We start from the raw sequence: 11,735 nt of genomic DNA, 5'->3' as shown, positions 1-11,735 counted from the left end.
TGTGGATAAATCTACTGCGCAGCCCGATTTCGCCCCTGCGATGCTTACCGTACCCGTGTACGGCTGCGCTTCTCGGCGCGAACTCGAAGCGCTCGCGACGATTTCTTCACACCCTCCGAGGTGAGGGCTCATTGCCTGCCCAGGCGTTCCATCAGGCCCTCTACGACTTCGGCAGCGCCGCGCACGTTGAAGAAGGCGCCATCCTCGTCGGCGCGCTCTTCCAGCACCTGGCAGTTGGAATAGATTTCGCCACGCAACTGCTGGGCCGACCAGGGCAGGAAGAGCTCGGCCTCCACCAGATCCCGCTGGAAGAAGCCGAGGATGACCTCCCGGAGCGCGGAGACCTCCTCCGGACGGCGCGCGCTCATGACGACGCAGTCGGGGTAGCGGGCCTGCAGTGAAGCCTTGCATTCGGCCTGGGCGGCTTCATCGCCCACGTGGTCGATCTTGTTGAAGACGCGGATGCGCGGCAGCACATCGGCCCCGATTTCGGCGAGCACCACGTCGGTCACTTCGAGTTGGCGTTCGAAGCCCGGGTCGCTGGCGTCGATCACGTGGAGCAGCAGCGAGGCATCCAGCGCCTCGTCGAGGGTGGACTTGAAGGATGCGACGAGGCCGTGGGGCAGATTCTTGATGAAGCCCACTGTATCGCTGACCAGCACCCGGGGAGTGCCTTCGGGGTGCAGTACTCGCACGGTGGTGTCCAGCGTGGCGAAGAGCTTGTTGGCGACCAGTACTTCGCTGCCGGTGAGGGCCCGCATCAGGGTGGACTTGCCGGCGTTGGTGTAGCCGACCAGGGCCACCGTGGCGAGGCCCTGGCGTTCCTGGCGGCGGGCGCGCTGGGTCTTCCGCTCGACCTCCATGGCGTCGATTTCCTGCTGCAGTTCGGCGATTCGGTCGCGGATCTTGCGGCGGTCCAGTTCGGTGTGGGATTCGCCGGCACCCCGACCGCCGACACCGCTGCGCTGGCGCCCCTGGGGGCCGGCCAGCTTGGCCATCTCGCGCAGGCGCGGTGCCATGTAGCCGAGGCGGGCAATCTCCACCTGGGCACGGGCTGCGCGGGAGCGGGCGTTGCGATGGAAGATCTCGAGGATGACCATGGTGCGGTCCATCACCTCGCAGCCCACCTCGACCTCCAGGTTGCGCGCCTGCGAGGGTGAAATTTCGTGATCCACCAGGATGGCGTCGATCTGGCCGCCCCCGGGCAGAGCATCGTGCTCCCCATTGACGTAGGTCTGGATCTCCTGGCGCTTGCCCACGCCCAGGTAAGCGTTGGCGTCGAAACTGGTGCGCTTTTGGATGAAGGTGTGAACCACCTGCAACCCCAGGGTCTTGGCGAGCTCCCGAAGTTCAGCCAGTGAAGCTTCAAATTCCAGGTCGGTGACGTTGGGCAGTTGCACGGCCGCCACGACGGCGTACCTGGGTTGATCTTTGACTTCCATTTGCATGCGTGGGGGACCGGGTCGGGTGGGCAGGGGCGGAGTGTAGCGCTTCAGTTGCCGGCGCGTTTGCGTACTGCTTCCACATAGGCGCGGCCGTCCAGCGGGGCCTTGTCACGCTGTGCCTTCCAGATGGTTTCGCCAAGGCATTCAAGCACGTCGTGGAGCGCGGCGTGGCGGTCGCCATGGCGACCCTGGCAGGCTTCGAACGCTTCCCGGATGCCCGGGGGCTGGTTGATGGAGAGCTGCTCCTCGATGGCCAGGTGCAGGGAGAGGTGCAGGAAGGGGTTGATCTGACCGTCCTCCGGACTGAAGTCCTTCTGCACCGCGTCGGGGTCTTCAAGCAGCGCGTGGTACTCCGGGTGATGGGCGACCAGATCGGCGGCAATGATCTCGAGCTGGGTTAAAACCTCGCGGTTACGGTGCTTGGCCCAGGCACTGACGAAGAACTGGCGGGCCTGGTCTCTGGAGGGGTCGAACATGGTGGGGATTTCCTTGTGAAGCTCGGGCGTGGTTGCCGGGTTCCGGGGTGGCGCCTCGCCGGGGCCGGATGTGGGGCGCCTTCGGCCGCGTATTTGCCGGACGGGCGGCTCAGTCGGTTTTGTCCCGCGACAGGCACAGATCGCGGATGATGCACTCGCCACAATGGGGTTTGCGGGCGACACAAACGTAGCGGCCGTGCAGGATCAGCCAGTGGTGGGCGTCGCGCAGGTACTCCTTGGGGATGCGGCGCAGCAGGCGCTTCTCCACCTCCAGTACGTCCTTGCCGGGCGCCAGACCCGTGCGGTTGGCGAGGCGGAAGATGTGGGTGTCCACGGCCATTGTCGGTTCGCCGAAGATGGTGTTGAGCACGACGTTTGCGGTCTTGCGGCCAACGCCAGGCAGGGCTTCGAGGGCGCCCCGGTCGTTGGGGACCTCGCCGCCGTGACGCTCAAGAAGCTGGTGCGACAGGGCCAGGGTGTTCTTTGCCTTGTTGCGGAAGAGGCCGATGGTCTTGATGTGCTCGACGATGCCGGCTTCACCCAGGTCCACCATGGACTCCGGGGTGGGGGCGACGGCGAAGAGTTTGCGGGTCGCGATATTGACGCCCTTGTCGGTGGCCTGGGCCGACAGCACCACGGCCACCAGGAGCTGGTAGGGCGAGGCGTATTCCAGCTCGGTGGTTGGGTTGGGATTGGCGTTCCGCAGGCGCAGGAAGGCTTCGGCCACCGCGGCCAGCTTCATGTCGGCCATCAGGCGGCTTCTGCCGGTGTGCTGGATTCGACGGACGCCTGCGGGGCGCCGGAGGCGGGTGGGTTGGCGCGGGCGCGGGCCTGCTTGCGGGCTTCGATCCAGTTGCGGCCGGCAATCAGGAAACCCAGGGCGATGAAGGCACCCGGCGGCAGGATGGCGACCAGAAAACCCGGGTAGTTGTCACCGAAGAGTGTGAGCCCCTCCGTTCCCGGAAAGATCATTTCGATGCCTGAAAACAGGGTGCCGCTACCGACGATTTCACGCATGGCGCCGAGCACGGCCAGGACGAGTGTCAGGCCGACACCCATGGCGATGCCATCCGTCGTTGAGTGAGCGGGTTCGTTCTTGGCGGCAAAGGCTTCGACCCGGGCAAGGACGATGCAGTTGGTGACGATCAGCGGAATGAAGATGCCGAGCACCAGGTAGAGTTCATGGAGATAGGCATTGAAGGCCAGGTCCACCACGGTGACCAGGGCGGCGATGATCAGGATGAAGACCGGGATACGGATCTCGTAGGGGATAAAGTTGCGCAGCGCCGAAATGGCCAGGTTGGCCAGGGCCATGACCAGGATGGTGGCAAGGCCGAGGCTGACGGCATTGACCACGTTGGTGCTGATGGCAAGGATGGGGCACAGGCCGAGGATCTGGACGACGCCGGTGTTCTGCTTCCAGATGCCGTTCCAGGCGATGTCCTTGTGAGCTTGAAAGTCCATGGCGGGTCTCCCGTCAGAGCGGGCCGCCGCTCTTGGCGGCGAACAGGCGGCTCTGGTTGTCGGCGGCGAAGCGGGTTGCGCGGCCGACGGCGTTGGTGACGGCGCGGGCACTGATGGTGGCGCCGGTGTGGTAGGTGATCTGCCCGCCGTCCTTCTTTACCTTGAAGGTCGCTACGTCCGCGGCTTTCAGGTCGGAGAACTGGGCAATCCAGGGGGACTTCTTGTCCCTGTCCTTCTTGGGATCGATATAGTCGCCCAGGCCCGGGGTTTCCCGGTGGCTGACGGCCCGTACGCCAGACACGCTGCCGTCGGCATTGATGGCGATGATCAGGTCGATGCGGCCGCTGTAGCCGTCAGGGGCGGTCGCCTCCAGCAGCAGGGCGGCGGGCTGGCCCGCCTTGCGCGCACGGTACACGCGGCCGCCTTCGTCGAGGCCGAGTTCGCGGGTGGGGCCGAGCTGCACATAGTCATCCAGCAAGGCGTTGTCGTAGATGGCACCCGGCAGGACCTCGGAGATGAGCTTCATCTTCTCTTCGGTGGCGGAGGCCTGGATCTGCTCGCGGGTGGCGTCATAGGTGAAGGCCATCACCGCCGTGAATACCACGGTGAAGGCCACCATCACCCCACCGGTGCGGGCGGAAAGGCCGAGGGCAGTGGTTTCGCTCATGGGCCGTCAATCCTTCTTGTGGCCGAACACGGGTGCCTGGGTCTTCATGTCGATGATGGGCACGAGAATGTTCATCAGCAAGGTCGCGAAGGCGATGCCGTCCGGGTAGGCGCCGAAGGCGCGGATCACGTAGGTGAGCACGGCTGCGCCTGCGGCAAACAGCAGCTTGCCGCGCGCTGTGGTCGCCCCCGAGACCGGGTCGGTCAGGATGAAGAAGGCCCCGAGCATGGCGCCGCCGGAGGCAAGATGGAAGAGCGGCGAGGCAAAGCTGTCGGGGCGGACGCTCCACAGCAGGCCGGCGGTGAGAAAGAGCGCACCACAGAAGGCGGCAGGGATGTGCCAGGTGATGATGCGGCGCTGGATCAGCCACAGCCCGCCCAGCAGGTAGGCGAGGGCGACCCACTCGCCACCCTTTCCGCCCAGGGCGCCAAAGGCGGGGCCGTCCATGAGCTGCGAGGCCCGCAGGCCGTGAAGTTCGGAGTCGGCGCTGGCCGCACTGCGCAAGGCCGTGCGCAAGGCGTCGAGGGGGGTGGCGCCGGTAATGGCATCCACCTGGCGGGCGCCGCCGAAAATCAGGTCGAGCTGGGTCTTGAAGTCGAGCTGGCCGGCGGCAGGCCACTGGGACATCAGCGCAGGATAGGCCACGATCATCAGGCAGAACGCGGCCATGGCCGGGTTGAAGGGGTTCTGCCCGAGGCCGCCATAGAGCTGTTTGACGATGACCACGGCGAGCAGCGTGCCGGTGACGGTCAGCCACCAGGGGACGATGGGCGGGAAAGTGAGGGCGATCAGCCAGGCCGTGACGATGGCTGAAAGATCGGTGAGGAAGAGCGCCTTCGGCTTGCCGCGGATGGCCAGCATGGCGGCCTCTCCGGCCAGGGCAGCGGCACTGGCGATGGCGAGCTGGACGAGGATGCCGGCGCCGAAGAACCACACGTAAGCGGCGATTCCGGGCACGAGGGCGAGCAGGACCTGGAGCATGACGCTCTGGACGCTGGCCGGCTTGCGGATATAGGGCGAGTTGATCATGGGCGGGTTCCGGGCGGCGCGCTCAGGCCTGGCCGGCCGGGGGGGGAGGGGGAGCTTCGGTGGGGTGTTCGGCGGCCCGGCGACGGGCATCGATGGCGGCCATTTCGGCCTGCACGTCCGGGCTGGTGACGTCCACGTTCTTGGGGGCCGCCTGTGCCTTCTGCTGGCGGGCTTTCTCCATGGCGGCCTCGATCAGGGCGCGCTTGGCGTCGTCGCCGGAAGGCTTGGCTGCAGTGGCTGCTGCCGGTGTCGCTGTCTCGCCTGCAACCTTCTCGCGGGTTGCAGCCGCCTTGGCGGCAAGTTTTTCGGCCTTCTCCTGTTTTTCCCGCTCCTGCCGGAGGTTCTTGAACTCGAAGCGCTCGCGGGCGGTGTCGGCCGCTTCCTTTTCCCGTTCGCGGGCCCAGATCTCGCTCTTGGAGAAGCGGAAGTAGTCCACCAGCGGGATGTGGGACGGGCACACGAAGCTGCAGCAGCCACACTCGATGCAATCGAAGAGATGGTATTCCTGGGTCTTGCCGAAGTTCCTGGCGCGGGAGAACCAGTACATCTCGAAGGGGGCGAGATCCGCCGGGCAGGCCTTGGCACATTCGCCACAGCGGATGCAGGGCATCTCGGGCGGCGGGGGCGGAAAGAGGGCCGGGCTGCCGACCAGGATGCAGTTGGTGGCCTTGACCACCGGTACGTCGAAGGCCGGCATGCGCACACCCATCATCGGGCCGCCCATGATGTAGCGGTCGGTGTCGGGGCGGGCACCGGCCAGGCGTACCACGTGGTCCATCGGCGTGCCGATGAGCACTTCGTAGTTGCGCGGGGCATTCACGTTGCCGGCCACGGTGACAAGCCGCGAGACCAGTGGCCGGCCGTGTTCGAGGGCCTCGTGGATGCTGTAAGCCGTGCCGACGTTGAAGCACTGCACGCCGAAATCGGTGGAGCGGCGCCCATGGGGGACTTCGATGCCGGTGAGCACGCGGATGAGCTGCTTGGCACCGCCGGCCGGGTAGCGGGTGGGGATGGCGATGGCTTCGATGCCCTTCTCGCCGCTGGCCGTGATGGCGGCCTGGACGGCGGCGAGGGCTTCGGGCTTGTTGTCCTCTATGCCGATGAGCACGTCCCTGGCCTGGAGCATATGGCGCATGGCGCTGATGCCCTTGAGCATGTCGGTGGCCCGCTCCCGCATCAGCATGTCGTCGCAGGTGATGAAGGGTTCGCACTCGGCACCATTGATCACCAGGGTATCAAGGCTGCCTTCCTTGCCGGGCTTGAGCTTGAGGTGGCTGGGAAATACGGCACCACCCAGGCCCACCACGCCCGCGTCGCGCAGGTAGTCACGCAGTTCGTCGGGGGTGGCGGCCCGGACGTTGATCCGGTCGAGTTCGCCCCAGCGATCCTCGCCGTCCGGCTCAATGACCACCGACAGGGTGGTGAGGCCCGAGGTGTGAGGCATGACCGCGGGCAACACGTCGCGAACGATGCCGGAGGTGGAGGCGTGGACGGCGGAGGACAGGTTGCCATCGGCGGCACCGATGCGCTGACCCTTGAAAACCTGATCACCGCGCTGTACCAGCGGTCGAGGGGGGCCACCGACAGACTGGTGCAGGGGGATCACCAGTTTGTCCGGCAGGGGCACAGGGGCGATGGGGGCGGTGGTGGAGCGTTCCTTGTTGGTCTGGGGCTTCACGCCACCATGGAACTTGAAGAGTTTGCGCAGCATGTCAGACCTGTCCGGCCGTCCGGAGTGGGTGGCTTTCTCCGCAGGGGGCACCAACGAAGTGAGCTTGGCTTTGTTTCATCCTAGGCGGCCTGCTTGATCTGGAAGACCGGATAACGCCATTTCCAGGTGTCCACCGTCTCGGCGATGGGTTCCATGACGATGCAGTCCACCGGGCAGGGGGCCAGGCACAACTCGCAACCGGTGCAGTCGGCGGCGATGATGGTGTGCATCTGCTTGGCGGCGCCCACGATGGCGTCCACCGGACAGGCCTGGATGCAGAGGGTGCAGCCGATGCAGGTGGCTTCGTCGATCACCGCGACGGACTTGGGCTTTTCAACCCCGTGCTCTTCGGAGAGAGGTTTGAACTCGCGCCCGAGCAGGTCGGCCAGCTTGCGGATGCCTTCCTCGCCACCCGGGGGGCACTGGTTGATCTCGGCTTCGCCCCCTGCGATCGCATTGGCGTAAGGGCGGCAGCCCGGAAAACCGCACTGGCCACATTGGGTCTGCGGAAGGATGGCGTCGATCTTGTCCACCAGAGGGTCGCCTTCAACCTTGAACTTGATCGAGGCGAAACCCAGACCGGCTCCGAGGAGCAGGGCGATGCCGGTCATGACGAGGAGTGCGGTGAGCATGGTTCGGTGCGGAAGCTCAGTGATACTTGTCGAGGCCGGCAAAGCCCATGAAGGCCAGGCTCATCAGGCCGGCCGTGACCATGGCGATGGCGGTGCCCTTGAACGGGGCTGGTACGTCGGCGCCATCCAGGCGTTCGCGGATGCCGGCAAAAAGGACCAGGACGAGGGAGAAACCGACCGAACTGCCGAAGCCGAAAAGCAGGGATTCGAGCAGGTCGTGGTGCAGGGCCACGTTGAGCAGGGGGACGCCGAGCACCGCGCAGTTGGTGGTGATCAGGGGCAGGTAGATGCCGAGTACCTGATGCAGTACCGGGCTGGTCTTCTGGATGACGAGCTCGGTGACCTGCACGATGGCGGCGATGATTACGATGAAGGCGAGGGTACGCAGGTAATCCACGCCGGCGGGGATGAGGACGTAGTGGTCCACCAGATAGCTGGTGCCGCAGCCCAGGGTCAGCACGAAGGTGGTTGCCGCACCCATGCCGACGGCCGTGTCGAGCTTCTTGGAGACGCCCATGAATGGACACAGGCCGAGGATGCGGACCAAAACGACGTTGTTCACGAGAACGGCGCCGAGGATCACGAAAAGGTAGCTGGTCATGTCAGCTGCACAGGGGGAGGGCAGGGGATGGATTATCCCGCGCGGGGAGGTCGGGGCTCAAGCCTGCTGCGAGTGGGGGTATTTCGGTGGAGAACATCAGGCGTAGTCACTGGTTTCGTCTACGGCTTCACGGACGAGGGCCGGGCCACGGTAGATCAGGCCGCTGTAAATCTGGACCAGCTTCGCGCCGGCGTCGAGCTTGGCCCGTGCTTGGCGGCCGTCGAAGACACCACCGGCAGCAATGATGGGCAGTTCGTTCTGGAGTGCCTTGGCCAGGGCTGCAACGACGGCTGTGGAGGCTTCGAATAGCGGGGCGCCGGACAGGCCACCCTGCTGATCCCCGAAGGGGATGCCCTGGACCTTATCCCGGGCCAGGGTGGTGTTGGTGGCAATCACGGCATCAATGCGGTGGCGGCGCAGGGCATCTGCGATGTTGGTGATCTGGGCGTCGTCCAGGTCGGGGGCGATCTTGAGGGTGATCGGTACGTAGCGGCCGTGCTTGTCGGCCAGTTGGGCCTGGCGTGCCTTGAGCTGGCCAAGGAGGGCGTCAAGCTCGGACTCGCCCTGTAGCTGGCGCAAATTCTTGGTGTTGGGCGACGAGATGTTGACCGTGATGTAGCTGGCCAATGGGTAGGCCTTGTCGAGGCAGATCAGGTAGTCGTCGGCGGCTCGTTCGATGGGGGTGTCGGCGTTCTTGCCGATGTTGATGCCAAGGATGCCCTTGAACTTCATGGCTTCGACGTTGGCGATGAGCGCATCAATGCCGTGGTTGTTGAAACCCATGCGGTTGATGATGCCTTTGACTTCCGGCAGCCGGAACATGCGTGGTTTGGGGTTGCCAAGCTGGGCACGGGGGGTGATGGTGCCGATTTCGATGAAGCCGAAGCCCATGCGGGCCAGACCGTCGATGATCTCACCATTCTTGTCGAGGCCGGCCGCCATGCCGATGCGGTTGGGGAAGTCGAGGCCCATCACATTGACCGGGCGGGCGGGAAGCGGCTGGCCGGCTGGCAGCAGGCGCCCGGCGACGTTCAGGCCGGCCAGGGCGGTTTCGTGGGCGGTCTCCGCGTCAAGGGAGAAAAGGAAGGGGCGGGCGATTTCGTAGAGCATCCGCCATTCTACCGCAGTGCGGAAAAGCTATGTTTCGACGCTCAATCGACGGCGAAGCGGAGCTGCAGCCCCAGATAGCCGCTATAGCCGGGAAGATTGGGGATGGCGACCAGGTTGACGCCGACCCGCCCGGCCTGGACTGAAGCAGCCGGCAGGACGAGAACGGGTGACGGATAGCCAGTGGCAATCAAGCCAAAGGCGCCCAGGCGCACAGGCCCCAGGGCCAGGGGCATCCACCGTGCACCGGCGTAGAAGGTGTTGCGGTCATAGCTGTTGCGGAAGTAGCCGGCCGTAGCCACCCAGGGGGTGCCGGTGAACTCCTTCTCGATACCGACGCCGGGATTGATTTCCCGCCAGTCGCGACGCTCGGGCTGGAAGTGGTGCGACGCGCCGGAGAGCACGAGCCAGTGACGTCCGGGCGCCTCGAAAAACTCATCGACCCAGGCCGCGGCCGGGCCGGGAAAGGTGATGGCTGCGATGAAGGCAAGCGCGTGTCGCTGCATGTAGGAAAGCCTGGGGTGGATCATGTGAGTTGGGCGATGTCGGCATCGGTAAGGGTTTGCCACTGACCGCCAATCCGGCCCTGTAGCGGCCTGAAGCGGGCTTTGTAAGCCATCTTGCGGCTCTCCCGTATCCAGTATCCGAGGTACAGGTAGGGGAGTTTCAGTTCGCGGCAGACTTCGATCTGCCACAGTACGCCAAAGGTGCCCAGCCCCGGTCCGGTGACCCCAGGCTCGTAAAACGTGTAAACGCTGGACAGCCCGTCGGTGAGGCAGTCGATGACGCTGACCATGCGGAGGATGCCGTTTTCGCGAAACTCGATGAGGCGGCTGTCCACGTGGCTTTGCAGCAGGAAGTGGGTGTACTGCTCCCGGTTGTCCTGATCCATGCCGCCGCCCGCATGACGGGATGCCTGGTAGCGCTGATACAGGAGGTAGTGTTCCTCAATGAACTCAAGCGGCATTTCCCGGGGCAGGAAATGACCGCAGGCGTTCAAGGCACGGCGCTGGCTGCGACTGGGTCGAAATGTGGCAACGGGAATGCGCACGGGGACACAGGCACGGCAGGCGTCGCAGTATGGTCGATAGGTGAAGATGCCGCTACGCCGGAAGCCACTGTGTACCAGCTCACTGTATAGCGGCGTGTCGATCAGGTGGCTCGGGGTGGCCACCTGGGAGCGGGCCTGTCTGTCCGGCAGGTAGGAGCACGCGTAGGGTGCGGTTGCGTAGAACTGCAGCAGGGAGTAGGGATAGTCCTTCAGCATCGAGCACTACGTCCAGGGGTGAGTCGCGCCATCCTCGGGCCAGCGTGCCGGTGACGGATCTACGCTGGCAAAGTCGTTGAGCAGTTTCGCAAAGTCTTCCCGGGCAATTTCACGACCGCCCAGTGAGGCCAGATGCTGCGTGGTCATCTGACAATCTAGCACGCGGAAATCGTGTTGCTCAAGAAAGCGCGCGAGGTGGGCAAAGGCAATCTTCGAGGCGTCGGTGCGCCGGCTGAACATGGATTCCCCAAAGAACGCCTGTCCCAGGGCCATGCCATACAGACCGCCGGCAAGCTCGCCGTCCATGTAGGTTTCGACGCTGTGGGCGTAACCGAGCTGATGCATCCGGATGTAGGCGGACTGGATGTCCGGCGTGATCCAGGTGCGCCCACCGGGCTCCCGGGGCGCAGCGCAAGCTCGGATGACGGCGGGAAAGTCGTGATCAAGGCGGACCTCGTAGTCGCCTTTGCGGAGCGTCTTGTGGAGGGAGCGACTTATCCGTGCTTCCTCGGGAAACACCACCATGCGTGGGCTGGGACTCCACCACAGGATTGGCTCGCCATCGTTGAACCAAGGGAAGATGCCCCGCCGATAGGCCGCCAGAAGCCATTCGGGTGTGAGGGCGCCGCCTGCGGCCAGAAGTCCGTTGGGTTCGCGCAGAGCGCGGGAAAGCGGAGGGAATGCAGGGCGATCACCCAGCCATGGGATCATGCTGGCTCTTGGAGATCGACCTTTCCTGGGCCGGGCGCCGCATGATGCGTCTGGAAGTCGGCCCGGAAGCGGGGGTCAATTCGTCCGCGACTGCCGCGACTGGGCGCTGGGCAGGACGCGGCGGGCGCCGTCGTAGCGGGCTGCCCAGTAACTGATGCGCATGTCCTCAACACGGACTACGCCGCCCGAAGAGGGGGCGTGCACAAACTGGTTGTTGCCAAGGTAGATGCCCACGTGGGAAAACGTGCGCCGCATGGTGTTGAAGAATACGAGATCACCCGGCTTGAGTTCAGTCAGGCTGACCTGCTCGCCCATCTGCGCCATTTCAGCGGCCGTTCGGGGCATGCCGAAACCGAGTGCATCGGCAAAGACCTTGCCCACAAAGCCGCTGCAGTCAAAGCCGGTAAGGGGGCTGGTGCCCCCCATGCGGTAAGGAACGCCAAGGAAGTTGAGGCTGCGGTCTACGAGGGACCGCACCGAATCGGTGTATCGCTCGAATACCGAGGTCGCAGGGGCTTCGTCGTTGCTCCGGTAGGGAAGCTCTGACGCGAGGACCGCACCGGATGAGGCGATCGCTACAAAAAAGCCGATTATCGTCTTCTTGATAGGCATCGAACGAATATAC

At 64.8% G+C, this 11,735-nt stretch carries 14 protein-coding genes; all 14 read right to left on the bottom strand.

All coding sequences use genetic code 11. The features are described 5' to 3' along the window. Positions 1 to 128 precede the first annotated feature (128 nt). Positions 129 to 1,448, bottom strand: coding sequence for a GTPase HflX (hflX, locus tag J0L98_RS05620; RefSeq protein ID WP_296410571.1), 1,320 nt, complete (start codon positions 1,446 to 1,448; stop codon positions 129 to 131). Positions 1,449 to 1,492: 44 nt separating this feature from the next. Further along, on the bottom strand, positions 1,493 to 1,921 hold the full coding sequence (locus J0L98_RS05615) for a DUF1841 family protein (protein ID WP_296410569.1): 429 nt from the start codon (positions 1,919 to 1,921) through the stop codon (positions 1,493 to 1,495). Positions 1,922 to 2,030: 109 nt separating this feature from the next. Next, the gene (nth, locus tag J0L98_RS05610; RefSeq protein WP_296410608.1) at positions 2,031 to 2,663 is read right to left on the bottom strand and encodes an endonuclease III; all 633 of its coding nucleotides are present in this window, start codon (positions 2,661 to 2,663) and stop codon (positions 2,031 to 2,033) included. An 8-nt stretch (positions 2,664 to 2,671) separates the two neighbouring features. Then, the gene (locus J0L98_RS05605; RefSeq protein ID WP_296410568.1) at positions 2,672 to 3,385 is read right to left on the bottom strand and encodes an electron transport complex subunit E; all 714 of its coding nucleotides are present in this window, start codon (positions 3,383 to 3,385) and stop codon (positions 2,672 to 2,674) included. Between the two features lie 13 nt (positions 3,386 to 3,398). Further along, the gene (rsxG, locus tag J0L98_RS05600; RefSeq protein WP_296410567.1) at positions 3,399 to 4,052 is read right to left on the bottom strand and encodes an electron transport complex subunit RsxG; all 654 of its coding nucleotides are present in this window, start codon (positions 4,050 to 4,052) and stop codon (positions 3,399 to 3,401) included. Positions 4,053 to 4,058: 6 nt separating this feature from the next. Continuing rightward, positions 4,059 to 5,081 (bottom strand): RnfABCDGE type electron transport complex subunit D, encoded by a 1,023-nt coding sequence (locus J0L98_RS05595; RefSeq protein WP_296410566.1) that lies wholly within the window; start codon positions 5,079 to 5,081, stop codon positions 4,059 to 4,061. A 22-nt stretch (positions 5,082 to 5,103) separates the two neighbouring features. Further along, positions 5,104 to 6,792, bottom strand: coding sequence for an electron transport complex subunit RsxC (rsxC, locus tag J0L98_RS05590; protein ID WP_296410565.1), 1,689 nt, complete (start codon positions 6,790 to 6,792; stop codon positions 5,104 to 5,106). 80 nt (positions 6,793 to 6,872) lie between these two features. Continuing rightward, on the bottom strand, positions 6,873 to 7,424 hold the full coding sequence (gene rsxB, locus J0L98_RS05585) for an electron transport complex subunit RsxB (protein ID WP_296410564.1): 552 nt from the start codon (positions 7,422 to 7,424) through the stop codon (positions 6,873 to 6,875). A gap of 16 nt (positions 7,425 to 7,440) precedes the next feature. Continuing rightward, positions 7,441 to 8,025, bottom strand: a complete 585-nt coding sequence (rsxA, locus tag J0L98_RS05580) for an electron transport complex subunit RsxA (protein ID WP_296404056.1) — start codon at positions 8,023 to 8,025, stop codon at positions 7,441 to 7,443. A gap of 96 nt (positions 8,026 to 8,121) precedes the next feature. Beyond that, on the bottom strand, positions 8,122 to 9,135 hold the full coding sequence (locus J0L98_RS05575; protein ID WP_296410563.1) for a quinone-dependent dihydroorotate dehydrogenase: 1,014 nt from the start codon (positions 9,133 to 9,135) through the stop codon (positions 8,122 to 8,124). A gap of 41 nt (positions 9,136 to 9,176) precedes the next feature. Beyond that, positions 9,177 to 9,638, bottom strand: coding sequence for a hypothetical protein (locus J0L98_RS05570; protein ID WP_296410562.1), 462 nt, complete (start codon positions 9,636 to 9,638; stop codon positions 9,177 to 9,179). 20 nt (positions 9,639 to 9,658) lie between these two features. Continuing rightward, positions 9,659 to 10,399: an arginyltransferase gene (locus J0L98_RS05565; protein WP_296410561.1), complete on the bottom strand. Its 741-nt coding sequence runs from the start codon at positions 10,397 to 10,399 to the stop codon at positions 9,659 to 9,661. A 6-nt stretch (positions 10,400 to 10,405) separates the two neighbouring features. Continuing rightward, on the bottom strand, positions 10,406 to 11,110 hold the full coding sequence (aat, locus tag J0L98_RS05560; protein WP_296410560.1) for a leucyl/phenylalanyl-tRNA--protein transferase: 705 nt from the start codon (positions 11,108 to 11,110) through the stop codon (positions 10,406 to 10,408). Positions 11,111 to 11,185: 75 nt separating this feature from the next. Further along, positions 11,186 to 11,722: a C40 family peptidase gene (locus tag J0L98_RS05555; RefSeq protein WP_296410558.1), complete on the bottom strand. Its 537-nt coding sequence runs from the start codon at positions 11,720 to 11,722 to the stop codon at positions 11,186 to 11,188. Between the last annotated feature and the right edge of the window lie 13 nt (positions 11,723 to 11,735).

The sequence above is a fragment of the Zoogloea sp. genome, from assembly GCF_017302315.1.
Classification (GTDB): Bacteria; Pseudomonadota; Gammaproteobacteria; order Burkholderiales; family Rhodocyclaceae; genus Zoogloea.
The sequence above is the reverse complement of the archived record's forward strand: the minus strand, read 5'-3'. Positions and strand labels throughout refer to the sequence as shown.

What these genes read in the sequence shown, in the direction of transcription:
- J0L98_RS05565 (WP_296410561.1), bottom strand. Translation starts at nt 10,399, where the DNA reads ATGCTGAAGGACTATCCCTACTCCCTGCTGCAGTTCTACGCAACCGCA.
- rsxB (WP_296410564.1), bottom strand. Translation starts at nt 7,424, where the DNA reads ATGCTCACCGCACTCCTCGTCATGACCGGCATCGCCCTGCTCCTCGGA.
- rsxC (WP_296410565.1), bottom strand. Translation starts at nt 6,792, where the DNA reads ATGCTGCGCAAACTCTTCAAGTTCCATGGTGGCGTGAAGCCCCAGACC.
- J0L98_RS05555 (WP_296410558.1), bottom strand. Translation starts at nt 11,722, where the DNA reads ATGCCTATCAAGAAGACGATAATCGGCTTTTTTGTAGCGATCGCCTCA.
- nth (WP_296410608.1), bottom strand. Translation starts at nt 2,663, where the DNA reads ATGAAGCTGGCCGCGGTGGCCGAAGCCTTCCTGCGCCTGCGGAACGCC.
- J0L98_RS05575 (WP_296410563.1), bottom strand. Translation starts at nt 9,135, where the DNA reads ATGCTCTACGAAATCGCCCGCCCCTTCCTTTTCTCCCTTGACGCGGAG.
- hflX (WP_296410571.1), bottom strand. Translation starts at nt 1,448, where the DNA reads ATGCAAATGGAAGTCAAAGATCAACCCAGGTACGCCGTCGTGGCGGCC.
- rsxG (WP_296410567.1), bottom strand. Translation starts at nt 4,052, where the DNA reads ATGAGCGAAACCACTGCCCTCGGCCTTTCCGCCCGCACCGGTGGGGTG.
- J0L98_RS05570 (WP_296410562.1), bottom strand. Translation starts at nt 9,638, where the DNA reads ATGCAGCGACACGCGCTTGCCTTCATCGCAGCCATCACCTTTCCCGGC.
- J0L98_RS05605 (WP_296410568.1), bottom strand. Translation starts at nt 3,385, where the DNA reads ATGGACTTTCAAGCTCACAAGGACATCGCCTGGAACGGCATCTGGAAG.
- aat (WP_296410560.1), bottom strand. Translation starts at nt 11,110, where the DNA reads ATGATCCCATGGCTGGGTGATCGCCCTGCATTCCCTCCGCTTTCCCGC.
- J0L98_RS05615 (WP_296410569.1), bottom strand. Translation starts at nt 1,921, where the DNA reads ATGTTCGACCCCTCCAGAGACCAGGCCCGCCAGTTCTTCGTCAGTGCC.
- rsxA (WP_296404056.1), bottom strand. Translation starts at nt 8,025, where the DNA reads ATGACCAGCTACCTTTTCGTGATCCTCGGCGCCGTTCTCGTGAACAAC.
- J0L98_RS05595 (WP_296410566.1), bottom strand. Translation starts at nt 5,081, where the DNA reads ATGATCAACTCGCCCTATATCCGCAAGCCGGCCAGCGTCCAGAGCGTC.